This window comes from Bacteroidota bacterium, from assembly GCA_035506275.1.
In the GTDB taxonomy this organism is placed as follows: Bacteria; Bacteroidota; Ignavibacteria; order UBA10030; family UBA8401; genus JAGVPT01.
Window position 1 is genome coordinate 264,921 of sequence record DATJPT010000009.1, and the last position, 21,658, is coordinate 286,578.

At 52.4% G+C, this 21,658-nt stretch carries 19 protein-coding genes; 14 read left to right on the top strand and 5 right to left on the bottom strand.

Features of this window, described 5'->3' with window-relative positions; translation table 11 throughout:
* The first annotated feature begins 9 nt into the window (after positions 1–9).
* Together dnaE and trxA are read left to right on the top strand one after the other, a co-directional pair.
* The gene (gene dnaE / locus VMF88_08945) at positions 10–3,495 is read left to right on the top strand and encodes a DNA polymerase III subunit alpha (GenBank protein HTY11187.1); all 3,486 of its coding nucleotides are present in this window, start codon (positions 10–12) and stop codon (positions 3,493–3,495) included.
* A 21-nt stretch (positions 3,496–3,516) separates the two neighbouring features.
* The gene (gene trxA / locus VMF88_08950; protein ID HTY11188.1) at positions 3,517–3,840 is read left to right on the top strand and encodes a thioredoxin; all 324 of its coding nucleotides are present in this window, start codon (positions 3,517–3,519) and stop codon (positions 3,838–3,840) included.
* A 95-nt stretch (positions 3,841–3,935) separates the two neighbouring features.
* Here trxA and VMF88_08955 read toward each other — a convergent pair whose 3' ends face one another.
* From VMF88_08955 to VMF88_08965, 3 genes are all read right to left on the bottom strand, one after another.
* Positions 3,936–4,328 carry a hypothetical protein gene (locus VMF88_08955; protein HTY11189.1) on the bottom strand — a complete coding sequence of 131 codons (393 nt, stop codon included), beginning with the start codon at positions 4,326–4,328 and terminating at the stop codon, positions 3,936–3,938.
* A gap of 38 nt (positions 4,329–4,366) precedes the next feature.
* Entirely contained in the window at positions 4,367–5,251 is an 885-nt protein-coding gene (locus VMF88_08960) for an aldo/keto reductase (GenBank protein HTY11190.1), read from the bottom strand.
* Positions 5,252–5,321: 70 nt separating this feature from the next.
* A complete protein-coding gene (locus VMF88_08965; GenBank protein ID HTY11191.1) occupies positions 5,322–5,891 on the bottom strand; it encodes a GNAT family N-acetyltransferase in 570 nt (189 codons plus the stop codon).
* Between the two features lie 344 nt (positions 5,892–6,235).
* On the opposite strand from VMF88_08965, the gene aspS reads away from it, so the two are divergent.
* The 5 genes from aspS (at position 6,236) to VMF88_08990 (ending at position 12,315) form a co-directional block, all read left to right on the top strand.
* Positions 6,236–7,999 (top strand): aspartate--tRNA ligase, encoded by a 1,764-nt coding sequence (gene aspS / locus VMF88_08970; protein ID HTY11192.1) that lies wholly within the window; start codon positions 6,236–6,238, stop codon positions 7,997–7,999.
* Positions 8,000–8,040: 41 nt separating this feature from the next.
* Positions 8,041–9,142, top strand: a protein-coding gene (gene prfB / locus VMF88_08975; protein HTY11193.1) for a peptide chain release factor 2 whose coding sequence is annotated in 2 segments (ribosomal slippage) — positions 8,041–8,109 and positions 8,111–9,142 — 1,101 coding nt in all. Because the reading frame shifts where the segments join, the coding sequence is not laid out codon by codon here.
* 29 nt (positions 9,143–9,171) lie between these two features.
* Positions 9,172–10,398, top strand: coding sequence for an ABC transporter permease (locus tag VMF88_08980; GenBank protein HTY11194.1), 1,227 nt, complete (start codon positions 9,172–9,174; stop codon positions 10,396–10,398).
* Positions 10,398–11,624 (top strand): ABC transporter permease, encoded by a 1,227-nt coding sequence (locus VMF88_08985; GenBank protein ID HTY11195.1) that lies wholly within the window; start codon positions 10,398–10,400, stop codon positions 11,622–11,624. Before VMF88_08980 ends, VMF88_08985 begins: the two co-directional genes overlap by 1 nt.
* A gap of 13 nt (positions 11,625–11,637) precedes the next feature.
* Positions 11,638–12,315: an ABC transporter ATP-binding protein gene (locus VMF88_08990; protein ID HTY11196.1), complete on the top strand. Its 678-nt coding sequence runs from the start codon at positions 11,638–11,640 to the stop codon at positions 12,313–12,315.
* An 87-nt stretch (positions 12,316–12,402) separates the two neighbouring features.
* Here VMF88_08990 and VMF88_08995 read toward each other — a convergent pair whose 3' ends face one another.
* On the bottom strand, positions 12,403–12,816 hold the full coding sequence (locus tag VMF88_08995; protein HTY11197.1) for a hypothetical protein: 414 nt from the start codon (positions 12,814–12,816) through the stop codon (positions 12,403–12,405).
* Between the two features lie 685 nt (positions 12,817–13,501).
* Between VMF88_08995 and VMF88_09000 the strand changes: the two genes are divergently transcribed.
* Both VMF88_09000 and VMF88_09005 read left to right on the top strand, forming a co-directional pair.
* Positions 13,502–15,040, top strand: coding sequence for an MXAN_6640 family putative metalloprotease (locus VMF88_09000; GenBank protein ID HTY11198.1), 1,539 nt, complete (start codon positions 13,502–13,504; stop codon positions 15,038–15,040).
* Positions 15,041–15,054: 14 nt separating this feature from the next.
* A complete protein-coding gene (locus VMF88_09005) occupies positions 15,055–15,534 on the top strand; it encodes a GNAT family N-acetyltransferase (protein HTY11199.1) in 480 nt (159 codons plus the stop codon).
* Between the two features lie 36 nt (positions 15,535–15,570).
* On the opposite strand, the gene VMF88_09010 is transcribed toward VMF88_09005, so the two are convergent.
* Positions 15,571–16,323 (bottom strand): urate hydroxylase PuuD, encoded by a 753-nt coding sequence (locus VMF88_09010; protein HTY11200.1) that lies wholly within the window; start codon positions 16,321–16,323, stop codon positions 15,571–15,573.
* A gap of 323 nt (positions 16,324–16,646) precedes the next feature.
* Here VMF88_09010 and uxaC point away from each other — a divergent pair, with 323 nt between their 5' ends.
* The 5 genes from uxaC to VMF88_09035 all read left to right on the top strand — a co-directional run.
* Positions 16,647–18,056: a glucuronate isomerase gene (uxaC, locus tag VMF88_09015; protein ID HTY11201.1), complete on the top strand. Its 1,410-nt coding sequence runs from the start codon at positions 16,647–16,649 to the stop codon at positions 18,054–18,056.
* A 113-nt stretch (positions 18,057–18,169) separates the two neighbouring features.
* Complete coding sequence (locus VMF88_09020; GenBank protein HTY11202.1) at positions 18,170–18,952, top strand: SDR family oxidoreductase; 783 nt, start codon at positions 18,170–18,172, stop codon at positions 18,950–18,952.
* Between the two features lie 62 nt (positions 18,953–19,014).
* Positions 19,015–20,172, top strand: coding sequence for a 4-phosphoerythronate dehydrogenase (locus tag VMF88_09025; protein HTY11203.1), 1,158 nt, complete (start codon positions 19,015–19,017; stop codon positions 20,170–20,172).
* Between the two features lie 6 nt (positions 20,173–20,178).
* Positions 20,179–21,450, top strand: a complete 1,272-nt coding sequence (locus VMF88_09030; GenBank protein HTY11204.1) for a lactate racemase domain-containing protein — start codon at positions 20,179–20,181, stop codon at positions 21,448–21,450.
* 38 nt (positions 21,451–21,488) lie between these two features.
* The coding region (locus VMF88_09035; protein ID HTY11205.1) for a sugar kinase at positions 21,489–21,658 on the top strand (170 nt) is incomplete at its 3' end.

The following is a 21,658-nucleotide window of genomic DNA, read 5'->3' on the forward strand; positions in this document are numbered from 1 at the left end:
AAGCATTCCGTGCCTCAGTTCATCCATCTCCACAACCACACTCATTACAGTCTCCTGGACGGCGCGACGACCGTAGAATCGCTGTTGAACGCCGCGCTCGAGCATAAGATGCCGGCCGTTGCGCTTACCGACCACGGCGTCATGTCCGGAGCGATTGAATTCTATAAGAAAGCGAAAAAGAAGGGGATCAAACCGATCATCGGGTCGGAGTTTTACATCGTGACGAAAGGGAGCCGATTCGACCGGGGACAGATGTCGCAATCCGATACCTTGCGCGGCGAAGCAAAATCAAAGGGGCGGGGCGTGTATCATCACCTCGTCCTGTTGGCAAAGAATGAAAAGGGGTACCGAAATCTCCTCAAACTTACGACCCTGGCCCACACTGAGGGTTTCTATTATAAGCCGAGGATCGATTTCGAGCTCCTGACAAAGTACCATGAAGACATTGTTGCTCTCTCAGCCTGCGCCAATGGGGTGGTCGCTGCGCATCTGGTCAATAACAATTATGCCGAAGCGGCGGAGATCGCGGGGATGTACAAGGGACTCCTTGGCGACGATTTTTACCTCGAGATCCAGAATCATCACACTGAGGTAGAAAAGAATGTCCTGGAAGGAATGCCGCGGCTATCGAAAGAACTTGGCATCAAGCTGATCGCTACCAACGACGTTCATTATATCAAGCCCGAACATGCCGTTGCACACAATATCATGCTTCTCATCCCGGATGCGAGCAGCACAAACGCCCCTGATATTTCCAAGCTCCGCTACGGCACGGACCAGATCTATTTCAAATCGGCAGAGGAAATGTCGGAGCTCTTCAGGGATTATCCCGGAGCGATCGAGAACACGCTTGAAGTTGCGGAGAAGTGCAACCTCGAGCTGGACATGAAAACGAATTTCATGCCGAAGTTCCCCATTCCTTCCGATGCCGGCGTTTCTACGCTTGACGACTATCTCGATAAGCTCTCGTTGGAAGGTTTGCGCAGCCGGTATGCTGAGATCACTCCCTCGATCGAATCGCGAATGACCCATGAACTTGGGGTGATCCGCAAGATGGGATACTCCGGGTATTTTCTGATCGTGGCCGATTTCATCCGGGCTGCGCGCGAGATGGGCGTCATGGTCGGGCCCGGGAGAGGAAGCGCCGCCGGAAGCCTTGTCTCGTACTCGCTTGGGATCACGAACGTCGACCCGCTGAAATACGACCTTCTGTTCGAACGTTTTCTCAACCCCGACCGTATCAGCATGCCGGATATTGACGTCGATTTTTCGGACAACAAACGCGAAAAGGTCATCGACTATGTCAGGAATAAATACGGCGAAGAATCGGTCTCTCAGATCATCACCTTCGGTACGCTTTCTTCCCGCGCGGTATTGAAGGACGTCGCGCGCGTGCTCGGCATTCCTCTTTCGGTGGTCGAGCCGATCACGAAGCAGATCCCCGTCAATCAGGGGAAGGTCATGCCGATCGCCGAAGCGCTCGAGTCGGTCCCCGAACTGAAATCATTCCGCGAAAGCAAAGACCCGAAGATTCAGATGCTGATCCAGGTCTCAAAGGTTCTCGAAGGGATGAACCGCAACGCATCGACCCATGCGGCAGGAGTTGTCATCGCGCCGGCGGCCATCAGCAATTTTGTGCCGATGTATAAGTCGCCTTCCACCGAACTCATGACGCAGTATACGATGAAGGACCTGGAGGACGCCGGATTGCTCAAGATGGATTTTCTCGGCCTTCGGACGCTGACGGTCCTCGAAAATGCGCTTGACCTGATCGCTAAAAACCACAACGTGAGGATCAACCTGGACGCGCTTCCTGAAACGGATCAAAAGACCTTTGAGCTGTTTCATAAAGGCCAGACCGTTGCGGTCTTTCAGTTTGAAAGTTCGGGAATGCAGGATTGGCTCCGCAAGCTTCGTCCGACGTCGATCAGCGATCTCGTTGCGATGAATGCGCTGTATCGTCCGGGGCCGATGGAGAACATCGGCGACTTCATCAAGCGGAAACACGGCCAGCAAAAGATCGAATATCTCCACCCGAAAATGGAAGAAACGCTCCGGGAAACGTACGGCGTCATCGTGTACCAGGAACAGGTCATGAGGATCGCGAGCGACATTGCCGGTTATACTCTTGCTGAAGCCGACCTGATGCGCAGAGCAATGGGGAAGAAGGACAAGGCGGCGATGGCGGCGCAAAAGAATAAATTCATTGAGGGGGCCAAGAGGACGAACGCCATCGGACAGAAGCTTGCAGAAGAGATCTACGACCTTATCGAAAAGTTCGCTTCGTACGGCTTCAACAAATCACACAGCGTGGCGTATTCCGTCGTCGCTTACCAGACGGCGTATTTGAAGGCGCATTATCCCGCCGAATACATGGCGGCGACGTTAACGTCGGAAATCGGGAATACGGACAAGATCGTTCTGCTCATCGACGATTGCAGAAAATTGGGAATCGAGGTGCTTCCGCCGGACGTTAACGAGAGCGAGCCGACTTTCTCGGTATCAAAGAACGGCATTCGTTTCGGAATGGCCGGGATTAAGAACGTGGGCGTGAATGCGGTCGAGGCGATCATCCATGCCCGCGAAGGGGGAAAAAAGTTTACCTCGCTTTTCGATTTCTGCAAAGGCGTCGACCTCCGGGTCGTCAACAAGAAAACGATCGAAAGCCTGATCCTTGCCGGCGCTTTTGATTCGATCAACAGGAACCGGGCGCAAATGCTGAACGCCGTCGAACAGACGATCGCCGCCGCACAAAATATCCAAACCCATACGGAACGGGGACAATCCAGCCTCTTTGACGGTGCCGGGACAAAAGATTCGCCCCTCAGCGCCCCGCCCCTTCCGCTCGTTCAGATGTGGACCGAGTCGGAAAAATTGTCGAACGAGAAGGCCGTCCTTGGTTTTTATGTTTCAGGCCATCCTCTGTTGAAATACGAGAATGAGATCAACTCGTTTGCAACACTTCATTTAGGCGATGTGGAAGGGGTGAAGAGCGGAACGGTCCGGGCCGGAGGGGTCATCGCGACCGTGAAGAAGAAGATCGATAAGAACAACAGAACGATGGCGTTCATCACGCTCGAGGACTTTACCGGGAAGGCGGAATGCGTTGTCTTTTCAAGCCTGTATAAAAAGCACGAAGAGCTGCTGCAGCCGGAGTCAATGATCTTTGTTGAAGGGAACGGCGAGGTAAGCGGCGACGTTATCAAGATCGTGGCCACGGATATTATTGCCATGGACAAGGTCCGTGAGAAATTCGCCAAGCGGGTCTTTTTCCTGATCAATTCGGATGAGGTCGATTCGGGAAAGATGCTGACGCTCCAGCAGATCATGGAAAAGAACAAGGGGAACTGCAACTGTTATTTCAATGTTATAGGGAAGGAATTTGCACAGCAGCAGGTCTATGTATCGAGGAAGTATTCGGTCGCTCCGACGGACCAGTTCATCGAAAGCGTGAGGTCGATTTTGGGAAAAAATGCAATTAAAGTGTCAGCGTAATTATTCACAAAGGAGAAGTTCATGAAGCCAGTAGAAGTCAACGATGCGAATTTTCAAAACGAAGTGTTGAACTCCAGCACGCCGGTCCTCGTCGATTTTTGGGCCACCTGGTGCGGTCCGTGCAAGATGATCGCGCCCTATGTGGAAGAAATGGCGACGGAATACAACGGCAAGCTCAAAGTCGGAAAGCTCGATGTCGATGCAAATCCGGCGGTGTCGATGCAGTACGGCATCAGAAGCATTCCAACCCTGTTGGTTTTCAAAGGAGGGAAGGTTGTCGAGCAGATTGTCGGAGCAGTGCCCAAGAGAAACCTTGTGGAAAAAGTAAGCCGCCACGTCGCGTAAGCGGAAGTTTTCAAAAAGAAAAGCCTGCCGCGGTTGTTCGCAGCAGGCTTTTTACTTTCCGGTACGGTTTCAGAAATGCCGCCCAATCTCAAGCGCTAACGCGTCTTTGCCCCCGCCTTTTTCCCGAACATCAGCCCCTTCAGCCAGACGAATAAAATGATCAGGAACCCCACCGCCGACAACGGCAGCACGTTGATCCATCCTCCGGTCAGCATGATGGCGAAACCTCCGAAGCGGATCCAGTCGGATGATTTCGATGCCATGGTTCTTCTGAGATATGTCCCGAACGGTGAATCTTTGTATTTCTCCAAATCGGTCCTTGCTATGAGCACCAGCGAGGCAACCGTCGAGGGAATGAAGGCGAGAGAAACGCCGGCAATAAGAAAGTGCAGCCACAACAAATAGACCGCTCCAAATCCCGTGACGACGTCTGTCAGCAGTTTAACCGGATGGATCTGACTGTAGATCTTTTTTTCTTCAAGCGTCACAGCGGCTCCATAACAATGTTCGTGAACATCTTTAGGTCTCAGACCTGGCCGACCCACCAGCCGGGGTCGTTCGTCTTAAAGGCCTGCCGGATTGTCTCATAAAGTTTTTGAGGAAGCGCCCCTTTTTCGATAATGTCGAGATTCCTTTTCAAATGTTCCGGATTAACGGTGCCGACGATGCACGAGTGAACGCCCGGTGTGAACGCGGCAAACCTCAGGGCAACTTCCTGCCACTCAAGGCCGCCGGGGTCGACGTCCATGGTTTTCCATCGCCACCAATATTCTTCCGCATAGTGGCTTACCGGGCATTCGGCAAAGCGCCACGGAGCATTCGCGACCGGTCTCTTTGAGATGACCCCCATTCCTTTTGCGGACGCCGCTGCGAGACTGTTCTCGATGCATCGCTGGTCGCAGATGTTCACCGAGTGTTCGACCGAACCGAACCGGCCGCTCTCGACGGACCACTCCAACGCTTCGTTTTCCCCAGAGTATGCAGCGACGAGAACTTTTTTCTCACGAACGGCCTCCTCGATCGCCCGAAGCGGCTCCCCCCACTGGAGCGTGCCGATCGGACAGGAGTGCAGGTGGACGATGTCGATATGGTCCGTCCGGAGAAGCCGCAGCGCTTGATCGATTCCGGCCCGGACGCACTCGTATGTCCAATCTTCAAAACCCTGGATCCCGTAGCCGACTTTTGTCGACAGGACGAATTCGCTGCGGCGACGGCCGAGATACTTTCCAATTCTCTCTTCCGATAATCCGTAGGACCGTGCCGTATCGATAAGCGTGATTCCGGAATCGAGAACAAGATTCAGCAGCTCTTCTGCTTCTTTCTCCGGCAAATTATTGCTGCCGATGTGGCCGGCTCCAAATCCAAGTGCAGAAACTTTAAGTCCGGTATTGCCAAATGCTCGTTGTTCCATGAGATCCTCATCGTATTGCGGATCTTTTCATTGATGCTGACTGGTTTGACGACAAGAGTTGTTTTTACGTTTAAGACAAAAATTTTCTGACGCGCTGCTTTGCGCCGTTTGGGTTTCCTGCGATACTGAAGCCAGCTTTTTTGAACATTGACTGTGTCCCTGTCCAGGAAAAGGAGGAGATGTATTGTCCATCCTTTCCCGGTTTGGTCGGATAACCTTCGGCTATTTCAACTCCACGGCGTCGCATTTCTTTCAACGCCCCGGCAAGCAACTCGGACGCGATTCCCTTCCCCCGATATGCGCGTGGAACAAAAAAACAGGGGACAGACCAAACGCGCTCCGGATCGCCGCATCGCAGCGAGGGGGCGCGATTGAGCCGCGGGAAGGAATGACGCGGCCCAAAGGTGCACCAGCCGACCGGGACACTTTTATCGTACGCGAGCATCCCGCGAATCGACCCGTTGCGAACCCCCTTGCGCAGCCGGGATCTGGCTTTTGCTCCCTTAATCTCCGGCCACCGTTCTCCTTTTTCAATCCTCCATGCCTGGCACCAGCACCCGCCGCACGCCCCGTTAGCCCCGAAAAGCTTCTCGAGGTCGGAAAGCAAGCGCGGGGATAATTTTCTTACGGTGTAAGACATCTGATCTTTTTAATGACCGCAAAAGGAGGAAGAAGAAGTGTTCTTAGGACAAGCTTTTTTAGGGAGCAGCCGCTCAGTACAAAACGGCCGACGCGATGAAATCATGATTGAATATACCTATGGGTAGCGAAAGATGCAAAAATAATAGGGGGATAGCCTGTAAGCAGCATTCAAGGGACGCTCTTTGTTGCTGCGGGAACCATGATTTGTTCAGGCCTAAAAACAATTGAAACTTCGACTGATTTTATCTATATTCTACCAGAGAATCAAACAGCATCGAACATTGTAATCCCGATCACGGGATTTTTTTTGTTCAACATCGAAAGCAGGAAAAGAACTCTTTCATGGAGTATAAAAAACGAACCCATACCTGCGGCGAGCTTAATGCAGGGCATATCGGACAGACCGTGACTCTCACCGGATGGGTGGACCGACGGCGCGATCTTGGCGGCGTGATCTTTATTGACCTGCGCGACAGGTATGGTAAGACACAGGTCGTGTTCGGACCACAGCATAATCAGGAAGTCTATCAGCTTGCGAAAGACTTGCGCAGTGAGTACGTCCTTTCCGTGACAGGAAAGGTCGAGCGCCGACCTGAAGGAACGGACAATCCCGAATTATCGACCGGGGAGATCGACATTCTTACGAATGAGTTGGCGATTTTGAATAAGGCAGAGACTCCGCCGTTTCCGATCGAAGAACGGGTTGAAGCGAACGAAGACCTCCGTCTCAAATATCGGTATCTCGACCTGCGCCGTCCCCCGATGCAGCAATCGCTTCTGACGCGGCACAAACTCTATCAGATCGCGCGCCGCTACTTTGACGGACATAACTTCATCGAAGTTGAGACCCCCGTGCTGATGAAAAGCACGCCGGAGGGGGCGCGCGATTATCTTGTGCCCAGCCGCGTTCACCCGGGCAAATTCTACGCGCTCCCCCAGTCGCCGCAGACCTACAAACAGATCCTCATGGTTGCGGGCTTCGACAGATACTTTCAGATCGTGAAGTGCTTCAGGGATGAGGACCTGCGCGCAGATCGCCAGCCCGAGTTTACCCAGATCGACGTTGAGATGTCTTTTGTCGATGAAAGCGACATTCAGGCGATCACCGAAGGGGTGATCAAGAATTTCTTTTCCGAAGTGAAAGGAATTACCCTGTCTCTTCCATTTGCGCGCATGACGTACAGGGATGCGATGGAAGGGTACGGAAGCGATAAGCCCGATCTTCGGTTTGAGCTAAAGTTCGCCGGCTTCAGCGACATTGTTGCAGGGTCGGGTTTCAAGGTTTTTGCGGAGAACGTCGCCAAAGGCGGAGTCGTTGCAGGATTTTCCGTCCCCGGCGGTGCCAGCTATACACGCAATCAAATGGACAACCTTGTTGACTTCACGAAATCACTGGGAGCGGGGGGATTGGCGTACATCAAGCTGACGGAAAAGGGGGCGGAATCGGCGATCGAGAAATTTCTGGGAAAGGATTTACTTGTCAAAATATGCGAGCGGGCCGGCGCAAGAACCGGCGACCTCGTGTTGATTGTTTCCGATTCGTGGCAGAAGACATACGCAACCCTCGGAACGCTCCGTCTCGAAATGGCGAAGAGGCTGAATCTGATCGATGAATCGAAGAACAGTCTTCTATGGGTCGTCGACTTCCCGATGTTCGAATATTCGGAAGAGGAAAAACGGTATGTTGCGATGCATCATCCGTTCACTTCGCCGAAAGCGGAAGACGAGGCTTTTTTGGATTCCGACCCGTCCAGGGCCCGCGCTCGCGCATATGATCTTGTGCTCAACGGAAACGAAATCGCAGGCGGATCGATCCGTATTCACACTCCCGAACTGCAAAGCAAAGTGTTCGGTCTGCTTGGCATCGGTCCGGAGGAAGCGAGATCCAAATTTGGCTTCATGCTCGATGCTTTCCGTTACGGCGCCCCGCCGCATGGCGGCATCGCGTTCGGCCTCGACCGCATCACCATGCTCCTCACCGGCGCAAAGTCGATTCGCGACGTCATCGCGTTTCCGAAAACGAGCAGCGGCATGTCGCTGATGGACGACTCACCTTCGGAAGTCGACAAGAAGCAGCTGGATGAGCTCCATATACGCTTGAAATAGTCGTTTAATGTCGAATCGGTAAACATGACTGCAGGGATCTGATGTTTGAAGAATCAAAAGCTCAGTTAAAATCTTCGGTTGAACGCTTGGGAAAACTCCGGGGGTTCCTTTGACCTTGATTCGAAAGAGAAGAAGGTTGCCGAACTGCAGGGACAGTCCTCGGCCGCAGGCTTCTGGAATGATAATGTTGCCGCCCAGAAGGTCCTGCAGGAGATCAATCAGCAGAAACAGTGGGTCGATCAATGGGCAAAAATAAAAGTATTGATCGACGATGCGCAAGCGCTGATTGAGCTTGCTGAAGAATCGAAAGACGAATCCTACCAAAACGATATCGCCCGCGAGATCTCCACGATCACCCAGGCTCTTTCCGACCTTGAATTCAAGAATATGCTCAGCGGGGTCGACGACCATCGCAATGCGATTCTCACTATCCATTCAGGCGCCGGGGGGACCGAATCGCAGGACTGGGCCGACATGCTGCTGCGGATGTACATCCGCTGGTGCGAGAACAGGAAGTATAAGGTTTCTCTTGTCGACCGGCTTGACGGCGACGGCGCCGGAATTAAAAGCGCCACGCTTGAGGTGATGGGGGACCATGCTTTCGGCTACCTCAAAGCAGAGATCGGGGTCCACCGGCTCGTGCGCATCTCGCCGTTCGATGCCAACAAGCGCCGGCATACCTCCTTCGCTTCAGTATTCGTGTATCCTGAAATCGATGACGACATTGAGATCGAGATCAATCCGGCGGACGTTGAGATGGAGACCTACCGTTCGGGAGGCAAAGGGGGGCAGAACGTGAACAAGGTGGAGACCGCGGTCCGCCTTCGCCATGTTCCGACGGGCGTCGTTGTCGCATGCCAGGAGGAGCGCTCCCAGTTTCAGAACAGAGAACGGGCAATGAAGATGTTGAAATCGCGGCTGTATCAAATGAGGCGCGAAGAGGAGGAGGCGCGGCTCGCCGTCATCGAAGGGACGAAGAAAAAGATCGAATGGGGCAGCCAGATCCGCTCGTACGTGTTCCATCCATACAATATGGTGAAAGACCACCGCACGGAAGTGGAGACGAGCGATGTGCACGGCGTAATGGACGGCGACCTCGACAAATTCATTAAGGGGTACCTTATGATGTATGGCGGAAAATAACGTCACTTAGCAGGGAAGGGTACCTTCCGATGCCCTACACTTCGTTCATAGCGCGCCGATACTTGAAATTCAGGCACGGGGCGGGGAAAAAAGATTTTCTTTCCTTTCTTACCGTCATTGCGATCGCCGGCATTATGCTCGGCGTCGCTGCGCTCATCATTACCCTCACGATCCTTGCCGGGTTTGAACACGAAATAAAATCCAAAGTCGCGGGCTTCACGACACATATTCAGGTGACGGGCTTCCAGACACAGACGTTCAAAAACTATGACTCCGCGGCAGAGAGAATGCAAACCTCGATCCGGGAGATCGCGTCTATTGCGCCCTTTGTTTCCAAAGAGGGCATGGTAAGCTTCGGCAAGGATGTTGAAGGAGTTCTGGTCAAAGGGGTGGAACCGGCCAACGATATTACGACGGCCCGGCACTATATGATCGAAGGGAACTACGACCTTCATTCCCGAGGACAAATCGCTGCATGCGTTATCGGGAAAAAGCTTCTTCAGAAATTGGATGCGCACTGCGGCGACACGATCGCGGTCTTCGGTCTCACGGGGAGTTATTATGAAATGCGCCAGCCGAAAATACTTCCTTTTGTCATCACCGGCGTCTATGAATCGGGGATGTCGGAATACGACGATGTCTATCTCTTTACCGATATTACCGCTGCCCAATCGCTTTTCATGCTCGGCTCTACGGCCACCGGTTTTGATGTCCTGTTGAAGGATATTGACACCGCGCCGGCCGTCGCGGAAAAAATTCAGGACCTTATGGGCTACCCGTATTATCCGCGGACACTGTTCCAGCTGTACCGGAATTTATTCACCTGGATCGAGCTGCAGAAACAGCCGGTGCCGATCATTCTCGGCCTCATTATTCTCGTTGCCACAGTGAACATCATCGGTACGCTGCTGATGGTGGTCATGGAAAAGACAAACCAAATAGGAATTCTCAAGTCGATGGGGGCCTCGGATTCCGACATCAAGAAAATATTTCTCTACGAAGGAATGTTCATCGGCCTGCTGGGGACGATGCTCGGCAACGTGTTCGCCTTCGCCGTCTGCTGGGCCCAGCAGACGTTCCATTTCTTTGCGCTCAACTCGTCAATTTACTTCATGACGCAGGTTCCGATCCTCTTCCATTGGGAAAATTTCGCCCTGGTCTCGGTGATCGCGTTCGTGCTATGTGTTCTCGCGGCGTACATTCCGTCGGCGATCGCCGCACGGCTTGACCCTATTCGTTCGATACGGTTCCACTAATGTCATTCAGGTCCTTCATAGCGAAGCGGCATCTTATCTCCAAAAAAGGGGCCGGGTTCATTACGGTGATCTCGGTGATCTCGATCGCCGGCATTACGATCGGAGTTGCCGCACTGATCGTCGTCCTCTCCGTCTTCAACGGATTTAACGGCCTTGTCACTTCTATTCTGATCGGTTTCGACCCGCACATCAGGATTCAGCGGACAGAACGGACGGCGCAGCAGGATCTCGACCGGGTGTCTCGCATGCTGCGCGCCGACCCGCAGGTGGCCGGAATCGGCGCATTCGTCAGCGGCAAAGCCATGATCGTCTCGCGAAGCCAGAGCAAAGTTGTTTTCATCCGCGGACTCGAGCCGGGAAGCATCGATAAAATCACCGGCGTGGAAAACGACATTGTGCTCGGTAAGATCAATTTTCGGGATACGGCCGCCCGGGATATGATGATCGGGATGACGCTCGCGGACAGGCTCGGCGTTGTAAGCGGCGACAGCGTTATGATGATCAGTCCAGCCGGTTCGCAGCGCGCACTTCTCGGATTCGGCACGCCCATCGTTCGTTCGTACCGGGTTGCAGCCATCTATGAATCCAATAACAAGGATTACGACGCGCTGTACGGCTACATGGCTCTCTCGTCGGCGCAGGAATTGTTTCAGGAGGGGAATGCGATCCAGGGTTATGAAGTGCGGCTGAAAGACATCAACGATTCCGACGGGATGAAGAAGAAAATAGGGGAAGCTTTTCCTTCGGCCTTTCAGGTCATGACCTGGTACGACCTCCACAAGGATCTTTATTCTGTGATGAAGATCGAACGGTGGATGGCCTACGTTATTTTGTGCCTGATCATCGGCGTCGCGACCTTTAACCTTCTCGGCTCGCTGACCATGTCGGTGATCGAGAAGACGCGCGACATCGGCATCCTCAAGACGATGGGGGCGACGAACCGGGATATCATCTCCATCTTTCGCTATGAAGGATTGCTGGTCGGCATCATCGGAACGACGGCCGGGAGCATCCTCGGGCTCCTTATCTGTTATGCACAGATACAGTTTCATTTGTTTGCGCTGGATCCGACGGTGTACATCATTCCGGCAATTCCGGTTGAAATTCGGCCGGCCGATTTTGTTTCGGTCGCAGCGGCGGCGCTCGCTCTGAGCTATGGTGCAACGTTGTATCCGGCACGACGGGCGGCAGCCCTGCTTCCCGCGGAAGCCATTCGATGGGAATAAGACAGGACTCATAATGCTTCTTTCTGCGAAAAATATTCATCGTCAATTTGAGGCAGGCGGAGGGAAATCCCTGCTTGTGCTGAAAGGCGTCTCGATGGAGGTCGAAACCGGAGAGATCGTTGCCATCGTCGGTCCTTCGGGGGCGGGCAAGAGCACGCTTCTTCATATTCTCGGCATGATCGACCGGCCGAATGAGGGGGAGATGATCCTGGGGGGTAAGAATATTTTCGAACTGAAGGACGATGCGCTGGCGTCGATCAGAAATAAAGAGGTCGGGTTCGTTTTTCAGTTCCATCATTTACTGCCGGAATTCAGCGCGGCAGAAAATGTCGCTATCCCGGCCCTCATCGCCGGAGGGCGTCTTGCTCCGTCATTGGATCGGGCGCGGACATTGCTTGCCGATGTCGGACTTGAAGAACGGCTTGATCATAAGCCGAGCGAACTGTCGGGAGGGGAGCAGCAGCGCGTGGCAGTCGCCCGTGCATTGATGAACTCGCCTAAGTTGATCCTGGCGGATGAACCTTCCGGGAATCTCGATTCAGAGAATGCCCGGTCTCTTCATTCAATGATCCTGCAACTCCGACAAAAACATCATCAAACGTTTGTGATCGTCACACACAACAAGGAGTTCGCCGCGATGGCGGATAGGGTCATCACCCTCGTCGACGGCAGGGTTCAACGCGAGTTTTGATATATGCCGATCGCATTGCGTCTTGGCAAAAAAAAATGCGATGCACCAGGCACCGCATTGGAGGAGAATTGGGGGTCGATCTGTTTGCTAACTGAGCCTTGAATACTCCGCCGGATCCGGCACTTGATAGATCCGTTGGATTGTCCATTTCACTCCGGTATACTGGAGGATGGCCACCATCGTTACCTGAAATCCGTTATACGAGCCAGTAGAAGTAATGCGCATCTGCGTCGCCGAAAGACCGGCCGGTCTGTCTCCCGCATACGTAACGCTTCCGCCGCTAAAACTTACCGTAGCCGATGGGAATACCGCAGCGGAATTGCCGCCGACATCGCCGACAGAAAACTTGATCCCCGAAGTGGAGATTTGCCGCGCCTGGTCGTGGAACGACTGGGACTGTGCAACGTTGAAGATGGCCTGGTCGGTGTTCGTGAAGAGCAGCGTGTACATTCCGATCATAACGTATGCGCCAAGTCCTACAATGATCTTTGATGTTCCCATTTTTTCCCTCCCTATGAATCGGGATTAGCACATCTGAAATCTACCGGCACAATTATTAGGTAGTAAGTTAATCCGGATGGAGGGATTTTCAATAGGTACTTTATCGTATTTTTTGTTCTACGGTTCGTGGCGGATGGCCGGGCGTAAAGATACGTAGAGAAGGTCCGGCAGCACAGACGAGATTCGGACCCCATAATCACGTCCATATCTAGTTTTTGGCTTAAAAATTCATCTTTTTGCGGGAATATGCCCGGAGAAACCACCTCAGGTAACGGGGCTATCACTACGACGCTTCAGTGGTGATCCAGTTTTGGGCGATCAATTCAGGCAACCGAGTAAAGCCACGAATCATCTCCGTGCGGATAACGTCCGGTTGCATTTAATGCGGACCAAAGAATATGGCCATTCGGAGCTCGACTCGGCAGGTAACGAACGCAGGTTCCGGTCCAAGTCCGGTGCGACCTGTCCTCGAAACAGGAGATTGCTTCCTTAGACCGTTGCTTGAATTCTCTCAGTTCATTCGTTACAATAGTATGTGCAGATGATGAAGTCGAAAAACACATACAGAATTTTGATAGCGGTTGCTTTTTGCTTCATCGGGCAGAAGGGTATATGCCGAAATGACCCTCCGCAGAAGTATGATTCAGAAGCAAGGGCCCGGAGCTATGAGGATCTCAAACAATTCATGAGAGAAGGCGAAAGAACTACCTCTCATGAGAAGTGCGGCTTCCCGGTCATTTCATACGCCATCAGGCATCGGGACGCACTGAATCCGGAAGAACGTTCGGCGCTGCAAATAGTTCTGGACCGCCCTGCAACCCAAAAGAGCATTCTCTCCGGGCTTGTGCGAGTTCATTATGACACAACTGGAGCTGCCGCTCCGGCCATGCTCGATTCGCTCTACCGGCAAATCCCCGGAACCTCCGATCAGTTTGCCGACTCCGTTGCGGCCATCGCCAACTATTGCATGTCATTTGAAACTCAAACTCTTGGATACCTTCCGATTCCATCGGATGGCGACGCGGGAGGAGGGCCTGAACACGATATTTACATTACCAACCTTGGCGATTACGGTTATACGACGCCCGACAGCGCTCTGCTCATAAAGCCAGATGGACAAGACGGCGGAACGTGGACATCGTTCACGACCATCGACAACGCATTTCAATTTGTTGACCCAGAATACAACAGAGGACTTCCGGCGCTGCGCGTAACCCTTGCGCACGAACTGCATCACAGTATTCAGATCGGCAACTACGGTTACTGGTCGAGCGATATTTTCTTTTATGAGATCACTTCGGTGTGGATGGAAGACGTTGTCTTTCCCCAGGTAAAAGATTATCTCCAGTACACAAGTTCTTCCGAGGGACATTTTGCGAATCCGCAGACGCCGTTCAATTCGGGCGACTTCATCATGTACAGCAGAGCTATCTGGGCGCATTTCGTGGCGAAGCGCTTCGGCAGAAACGCCATACTCCAATCATGGCAGGAAATAACCGTTGCCCCGCCGCTCCAAGCCATCGACCGTGCGTTGCAAAGGGGGCCGTACTATTCGAGCTTCAAGAGCGCTTTCGCGGAATGGACGGTCTGGAATTACTTTACCGGCGCCAGGAGCGATTCGACCCTTTACTATCCTGAAGGGGCGCTGTATCCGGAGATCATCTCGTCGGCGGTCAACTTTTCTCCGCCGTCGCAATCGGTCGGCGGCAGCCTTCCCGTTCTTGCTTCGAATTATTATTCGATCCGGTTCGGGACAGAAAACGAGCCGCTTGTCGTTTCCAACATTGAGTTAGATTCTGCCGTCACGGGATACGGCGGCTTGTTTCAATACATTTCCACCCTCTCGGAACAGGCGAATACAAGCCTTTCGGCGAGCTTGAATGTCCCCGACCCTTCAAATTGGTATTCGAAAGTTCTTGTCGGCAGAAATCCGATCAACACTCCCTTCCCGGATCCGTTTCGGGCAAACGGATCCAACCAGATCAGCTTTCCGGTGAACGGATCAGCCCCGGTGAAAGGAACTCTCTCGATCTTTTCTTCCGACATGAAACGGGTGTACTCGGGAGTGCTGACGACAACCTTGTCGACATTGATCGGCGGGGAAGTGTTTCAATGGAACGGAATGAAAGACAACAACGAACCCGCTTCTTCGGGGGTCTATATTTATTTTATCCAGATCCCGGGCGAATCTATCAAAGGAAAATTTGCGCTTCTGCGAAAGTAGGTAACGGGGATGGTATGAAGAATGAAAATCTTGAAAGGATGATACGGCTCGCCGATGAGTTTTTCGAGGCGAAGAGCGATCCGATGCAAATTTCCGTCGGCGCCGAGACGATGGAACTGCTGAGATCCATTCATCCGAATACGATGGGGGAGATCCGAAATAAAAAGGGGCCGATTGCATGGGCGCTTGTGCTCCCCACCACCTCGACGCTTATGAAAGCATTCATTTCAAAGAAGATCAGCGAGAAGGATCTCTTGATGAAAACGCCCCTGAAAATAAAGTACGACGCACTTTATCTGTGCTCCGTGCTTGTCCTTCCCGAGGAACGGGGAAAAGGGCTGGCGAAGCGTCTCCTCCGTAAATCGATCAAAGCGATCAAAAGAAAACATCCCATCGGATGTTTCTTCTATTGGGGATTCAGCCGGGAGGGAAAGGGGCTTGCTTCCGTGTTAGGGAAGGAGTTTGATCTCCCTGTCTATGCAAGAAAAGCTTGATGCAACGCTCCCGGATTCGTCCTCCCTCTTATGGAATTACCCTTGAACCTTCGTCGTTTTTTTCAGCACGTATGCGACCATGATCCATCCGAACGCAACGACCGCCAGCAAATACAGCCAGCTGTTTGCTGCGGGGACCGCAGTGTGCGCTTCGATCATTGTCCATAGCAGCGGCACAGAAAGATACATGTTGTGCTGGCTGCGTTGAGCGATCCGAGATACGAGAAGCGGGTCGGGCACGGCGCCCCCCTTTATCGCCTTAATGATCTTGTTCTGCGACGGCAGGATCGTCTCGAAGACGTTTGCGATCATGATCACGCCGAACATCACGCCGAGATGGATGACATATCCACGGTAGCTGAAGTTGCCGAATGCGATCATCCCAAAGATCATCACGGCGACGATGGCAAAACCGATCGCACCCATCATGCGCAGGTCCTTTCCAAGAGCGCTGTTTGCAAGGACGACGTAGACTCTATAAATGAGGAGGACCAGAATTGCCATGATGTAACTTCCCGTTGTCCATGCCTGCTGAGCCTCGATCGTCATACCTCCCATATAAAAAATTACGATCAACAAAAACAGGCCGAAGATGCCGGTATAAATCGCGGACCATTTGAACCAGTAAAGCCCGCGGGGAACAAGTTCCAAAACGGCCTTCTTCCGTGTTTCACCGTCCGTCGCTCCCGCGAACGGTGTGAACACGAGATTGAACCACCAGTTCAATCCGACAAAAAGCAGTCCGGCAATAATATGGAACCAGCGGAAAAGGGCGCCTAAAAGATCCATAACCTCCATACAACCTCCTTGATGAGAGAAAAACAGTGGACGATGAATTCATTTCAAATTGTTTTTTGCTCCAATGAGACAAAAGGGAAAAAACGTATTCTGCCGCGATCGATAGACAACAAGGCTGTTTTCAGTTCTTACCGTGCGTTCCAAAAGGGAGTGGGCAATTGAATATAGTCATTTGTATTATTTTCCACCATCCCGCGCCCTCGAAGATTCAACCAAAATAAGCCCCCGAAGGGAAACGTTTTGAACCATTAGATAAAAATTCTTACCTTGATACTCGACGAATCGTTGGTACACCAAACTGGAAAGATCCTTCTATGAAAAATAGTATTGCACACAGCAACTTTTTGCTTGGAACGCGAAGGGCGCAGCGCCTCTACCATGACTATGCCGAGACACTGCCGATCATCGATTACCATTGCCATCTTTCGCCGAGAGATATTGCTGAAAATAGGCAATTTGAGAATATGGCTGACGCCTGGCTCAAAGGAGACCACTACAAGTGGCGGGCAATGAGAGCATGCGGAGTGAAGGAGCGATATATCACCGGAGATGCCGGCGATTGGGAGAAGTTCCAGAAATGGGCGGAGACCGTTCCTAAAACGCTCCGCAACCCTCTCTATCACTGGACGCATCTTGAACTGAAGCGCCCTTTTGGGATCACCGATCGACTGCTCAGCGGAGAAACGGCGAAGGAAATCTGGGATGAATGCAACGGAAAACTTGCTACCGCTCAATTCACCACGCAGGGAATTTTACGGCAGATGAACGTTGAAGTGGTCTGCAGCACGGACGACCCCATTGATACGCTCGAATATCATGAGCAGTATTCAAAAAAACCGAACGGAGCAAAGCTCTTTCCGGCGTTCCGCCCGGACAGAGCGCTTGCCGTTGAGGACGCCGGAGCTTTTGCATTATACGTCAGGTCCCTTTCAAAAATTTCCGGCATTACGGTAACGTCATTCGATTCATTCCGTGACGCTCTTCGAGCGCGGCATAAATTTTTTGCCAAACATGGCTGCAAACTCTCCGATCACGGGCTTGAAACGATCTATGCGGACGAATACACCGAATCCCGGGTGAAGGCCATTTTCAAAAAGCTATTGCAGAAAAAGAATGTAAATTCCGTTGAAACAAGAATATTCAAGTCTGCCATGTTGTATGAATTGGCTGTGATGGATTGGGAACAGGGATGGGTTCAACAATTTCATATCGGCGCGATGCGGAACAACAACTCCCGACTGTTTAGCGCTTTCGGCCCCGACAACGGTTCCGATTCCGTCGGTGATTTGCCCATTGCTCAGTCGATGGCAAAATTTTTTGACAGGCTTGACAAGGAGGGAAAACTGGCGAAAACGATCATCTACAATCTTAATCCCCGCGATAACGAGGTGTGTGCGACGATGGTCGGCAATTTTCAGGACGGCTCCATTCAGGGAAAAATGCAATACGGCGCGGCGTGGTGGTTTCTTGATCAGAAGGACGGGATGACCCGCCAACTTGATGCAATTTCCAACATGGGATTGCTGAGTCAGTTTGTCGGGATGTTGACCGATTCGCGAAGCTTTCTGTCATACCCTCGACATGAGTATTTCCGACGTTTGATCTGTGACATTCTCGGCAGGGAAATGGAACAGGGTTTGCTCCCCGACGATTTCGGCCTTGTCGGCGGCCTCGTGAAAGATGTCTGCTATAACAACGCAAAAAGATATTTTGAGTTTGCGTGAAAAGCATGCAGAGATCTTTCGCACCGCATGGACGCCTCGGTATCATTGTTTCTTTTTTCGTATCTTGATCTGAAATGTGACCATCGTCCCTTATTTGCATTCAGAAGATTATCATGTCGTATGTCGAAAATCTCTTTGACCTGAAGGATAAAGTCGCTGTCGTGATTGGCGGCAGCGGCGTGCTTGGGGGAGCCATGGCTCGGACACTGGCGCGCGCTTCTGCCAGGGTCGCCGTCGGTTTCCACAATAATCAGGCCGGTGCGGACAATGTCGTGACGACCATTACGGAAGCCGGAGGGATCGCAGAAGCATTTTCATTCGATGCGTCGTCGGAGCGGGGCATCCTCGAAGGAAAAGACGCAGTGTTGGCGCGGTGGGGAAAGGTCGATATTCTCGTCAACGCTCCTGGAGTTAATTCGCCGACCCCCGTGTTTGACATCCCGGAAGAAGAGTGGGAAAGAATTCTCAACACGAACCTCAAAGGGGTCTTCTTCTCGTGCCGTGTTCTCGGCCGGCAGATGATCGAGCAAAAATCCGGGGGGAGCATCATCAATATTTCATCGGTCTCGTCCGAGCTTCCCCTTTCTCGTGTGTTCACCTACTCTATATCAAAGGCCGGAATCAACAATATGACCCGGTTTTTGGCGCGGGAATGGGCGCCGTATAAGGTTCGCGTCAATGCGATCATGCCCGGTTTTTTCCCGGCGGTTCAAAATCGAAAGATCCTGACGGAAGAACGGCGCAAGTCGATTTTTGCCCATACGCCGATGGGGCGGTATGGCGAGCCGGAAGAGTTATCAGGGGCGCTTCTCTGGCTTGCTTCGGAAAAAGCTTCTTCGTTCGTTACCGGTGCGATGATCGCCGTTGACGGCGGCTTTACGAGTATGACGATCTGATTCACAAAAAGACATGACATCGTTGGCCACCCAACACCGGCTGGCCTTTGTGGAAAGAGTGTATGCACGTTGTTGTCGATAATAAAAATCCTCTCGTTGAAGAGGCCTTCCGGCAATTTGGCAACGTCCACCCTTTGTTGACACGCGAGATCACGCGCGACGCGGTCCACGACGCCGACCTGATCATTATTCGCTCGGAAACGAAGGTCAACAAGGAACTCCTCGAAGGAAGCAATGTCAGATTTGTCGGAACGGCGACGATCGGGACCGATCATGTCGACCTCGCCTATCTCGCTTCACGGAATATCGGCTTCGCAAGCGCTCCCGGTTCCAATGCAAATTCCGTTGCTGAGTATGTTGTTGCGGCGCTGCTCACAATGGCGAAACGGAAGGGGTTCGTGCTGTCGGAGAAGACTTTAGGGGTCGTCGGCGTTGGCAACGTGGGGAGCAAGGTCGTGAGGAATGCCAAGGCCCTGGGGATGAAAGTACTGCAGAACGATCCCCCGCTTGCACGCTCGAGCAACAATCCGGCGTTTCTCCCGCTGGATGAACTGATGCAAGCCGATATTATCACCGTTCACGTCCCGCTGACAAAAGGGGGAAGCGACCCGACGTATCATCTTTTTGACGGGACGCGCATCGCTGCGATGAAACGGGGGGCGGTCCTGATCAATACATCGCGCGGCCCTGTCGTGGATGGCGGCGCGCTCAAGAATGCCATTGATCAGCATCACCTCGGGGGCGTCGTTCTCGATGTATGGGAAGGAGAACCGGTCATCGATGTCGAGTTGTTAGGCAAGGTCGATTTGGGGACTTCGCATATCGCCGGATATTCCTATGATGGAAAGCTTGCTGCGGTGAAAATGACGTATTCCGCCGCCTGCAAGTTCTTTGGCGAAAGCGACTCGTGGACACCCGGGAACTCCCTGCCAACCCCTGCCGCCGGACGGATCGTCGTTCCATCGAGCTCGAGATCGAAAGAAGACATCTTGAGTGAGATCGTCAGCAAGTGTTACGACATCGAAACCGATGACAGATCGTTACGAGGGATTGCAAATGTCAAACCGGATGAACGCCGCTCGTTCTTTCAGCGATTGCGTTCAGGATACGGAGTGCGGCGCGAATTTTTTAACTCGACCGTTGAATTGTCGCCGGCCTGGGCGTCATTAGCCGAACCGCTGAAGACGATCGGGTTCCGGGTTGAGTTTGGTGGAGACTAATAACATATGATGGTTGGAAGAGACAATATCCCGCATCAAAACGCTGAAGATGAGATCTATAGGCTGAGCGAGCAAGCGCTTGTTGAATTGCCTTTGGACGGGAAACGTGTTCTGGTCATCATTCCCGATACAACAAGACACGCTCATCTCCCCATCTTTTTTAAAACGCTCGGAGAGATCCTCTCTCCTAAAGTCAAAGCTCTCGATTACCTGATCGCGACCGGCACGCATCATCCTCTTGAGGATGAGATTATTCTGCGCCATGTCGGAATTACCGCCGAAGAGCATTCGTCCAAATACGCCAAGACGAGATTTTTCAACCACGCACACAACGACCCGGCGCAACTTCGGACCATCGGCATGATCTCTGCGTCCGATATGACGGAACTTTCCACTGGTTTATTCACAGACGCGGTGGATATCACGATCAATAAAAGGATCTTTGATTACGACCAGCTTATTGTCGTCAGCCCGGTCGTGCCGCATGAAACGGTCGGATTCGCCGGCGGAAACAAGTATTTTTTTCCCGGAATCGGCGGAGAAAAGATCATCGAGACCTTCCACTGGATCGGAGCCCTCATCACCAATCCCGCTGTCAACGGCATCAAGGATACGCCGGTGCGCCGCGTCATCAATAAGGCCGCTTCGCTTATTTCGGTTCCCCGAATATGCTTCGCATACGTCGTGGATGATCATTCTGTTACCGCGCTTTTTATCGGTTCGCCGGAAGAAGCATGGGGAAGAGCAGCTGATGTATCGTCGAGGATTCACATCAAGTATGTCGATCATGGCTATCCACAAATACTCGGGCTCGCTCCGGAAATCTACGATGACATCTGGGTCGCCGGAAAAGTGATGTATAAGCATGAGCCGATCGTCGCCGACGGCGGAGAAGTCATTATCTACGCTCCGCACATCAAAGAAATTTCGTACACTCATGGGAAAGAAATCCGCAAGGTCGGATATCATACCCGGGACTATTTTACGAAACAATGGGATCGTTTTTCAGGAATGTCGAAGCTCATTCTTGCGCACTCGACCAATGTAAAAGGGATCGGCACGTTTGAGAATGGAATAGAGCGCCCGCGCGTTCAGGTCACACTCGCCACCTCAATTTCCAAAGAAGTCTGTGAGGCCGTCAACCTTGGATATGTCGATTACAGGTCGATCAATGTCGCGGAATGGAAGGCAAATCAAAACGGAGATCTTTTAGTTGTCGAAAATGCCGGACAGCATTTGTACCGGCTTAGAGAAGATAAAAAGCTTAATGCTGCATAACTGCAGCATCTCATGAGCAAGACTAAAAAGGAGCATCGATGAATTATGGTATGAAGATCCCCGCGGCGGGGGGACTTGATTTCGTTTCCGTGGGAGCATTGGTCCACCGACTCGACCCGGGCATCATTCCATTCAGGAAGGCGACGGAATGCCAGATCCATGTCAGCGGCGGGGAGTTCAACGTAGCGGCGAACCTTGCGGACTGTTT

Excerpts from the sequence above, each read along its gene's own strand:
- VMF88_08985 (HTY11195.1), top strand. The coding sequence starts at position 10,398 with ATGTCATTCAGGTCCTTCATAGCGAAGCGGCATCTTATCTCCAAAAAA.
- VMF88_08965 (HTY11191.1), bottom strand. The coding sequence starts at position 5,891 with ATGTCTTACACCGTAAGAAAATTATCCCCGCGCTTGCTTTCCGACCTC.
- VMF88_09030 (HTY11204.1), top strand. The coding sequence starts at position 20,179 with ATGATGGTTGGAAGAGACAATATCCCGCATCAAAACGCTGAAGATGAG.
- VMF88_09025 (HTY11203.1), top strand. The coding sequence starts at position 19,015 with ATGCACGTTGTTGTCGATAATAAAAATCCTCTCGTTGAAGAGGCCTTC.
- VMF88_09005 (HTY11199.1), top strand. The coding sequence starts at position 15,055 with ATGAAGAATGAAAATCTTGAAAGGATGATACGGCTCGCCGATGAGTTT.
- aspS (HTY11192.1), top strand. The coding sequence starts at position 6,236 with ATGGAGTATAAAAAACGAACCCATACCTGCGGCGAGCTTAATGCAGGG.
- VMF88_08995 (HTY11197.1), bottom strand. The coding sequence starts at position 12,816 with ATGGGAACATCAAAGATCATTGTAGGACTTGGCGCATACGTTATGATC.
- uxaC (HTY11201.1), top strand. The coding sequence starts at position 16,647 with ATGAAAAATAGTATTGCACACAGCAACTTTTTGCTTGGAACGCGAAGG.
- VMF88_08960 (HTY11190.1), bottom strand. The coding sequence starts at position 5,251 with ATGGAACAACGAGCATTTGGCAATACCGGACTTAAAGTTTCTGCACTT.
- VMF88_09020 (HTY11202.1), top strand. The coding sequence starts at position 18,170 with ATGTCGTATGTCGAAAATCTCTTTGACCTGAAGGATAAAGTCGCTGTC.
- trxA (HTY11188.1), top strand. The coding sequence starts at position 3,517 with ATGAAGCCAGTAGAAGTCAACGATGCGAATTTTCAAAACGAAGTGTTG.
- VMF88_08990 (HTY11196.1), top strand. The coding sequence starts at position 11,638 with ATGCTTCTTTCTGCGAAAAATATTCATCGTCAATTTGAGGCAGGCGGA.
- VMF88_09000 (HTY11198.1), top strand. The coding sequence starts at position 13,502 with ATGAGAGAAGGCGAAAGAACTACCTCTCATGAGAAGTGCGGCTTCCCG.
- VMF88_08980 (HTY11194.1), top strand. The coding sequence starts at position 9,172 with ATGCCCTACACTTCGTTCATAGCGCGCCGATACTTGAAATTCAGGCAC.
- VMF88_09010 (HTY11200.1), bottom strand. The coding sequence starts at position 16,323 with ATGGATCTTTTAGGCGCCCTTTTCCGCTGGTTCCATATTATTGCCGGA.